The organism is Elizabethkingia argenteiflava (assembly GCF_009904105.1).
Classification (GTDB): Bacteria; Bacteroidota; Bacteroidia; order Flavobacteriales; family Weeksellaceae; genus Elizabethkingia; species Elizabethkingia argenteiflava.
Genome location: NZ_JAAABJ010000334.1, coordinates 1 through 302, shown reverse-complemented (window position 1 = coordinate 302; position 302 = coordinate 1). Strand labels below are relative to the sequence as shown.

Genomic DNA, 302 nt, shown 5'->3' with positions numbered 1-302 from the left:
TGTACCCTGGTTTTAGGAAATACAGCCTCAACCGCTTCGGGGAAACCTTTCAGGCCGTCTATGCAGGCAATCATAATATCTTCCACACCGCGTTTCTTCAGATCAGTGAGAACTCCAAGCCAGAATTGGACCCTTCATTTTCTGAACTATAAAGCCCAAGTACATCCTTTTTTCCTGCGATATCAACCCCGAGGATATTATAGATCGCACGGGTTTCAACAGCACCATTCACCCTTACCTTGAAAAACATACAATACAGAAATACAAATGGATAGACGGTTTCAAGAGGACGGTTTCTCCAT

General features: G+C 43.7%; 1 pseudogene. It reads right to left on the bottom strand.

Annotation, left to right across the window (positions count from 1 at the left end):
* A pseudogene (locus GNY06_RS03605) lies at window positions 1-302 on the bottom strand (transposase); the annotation flags it as partial.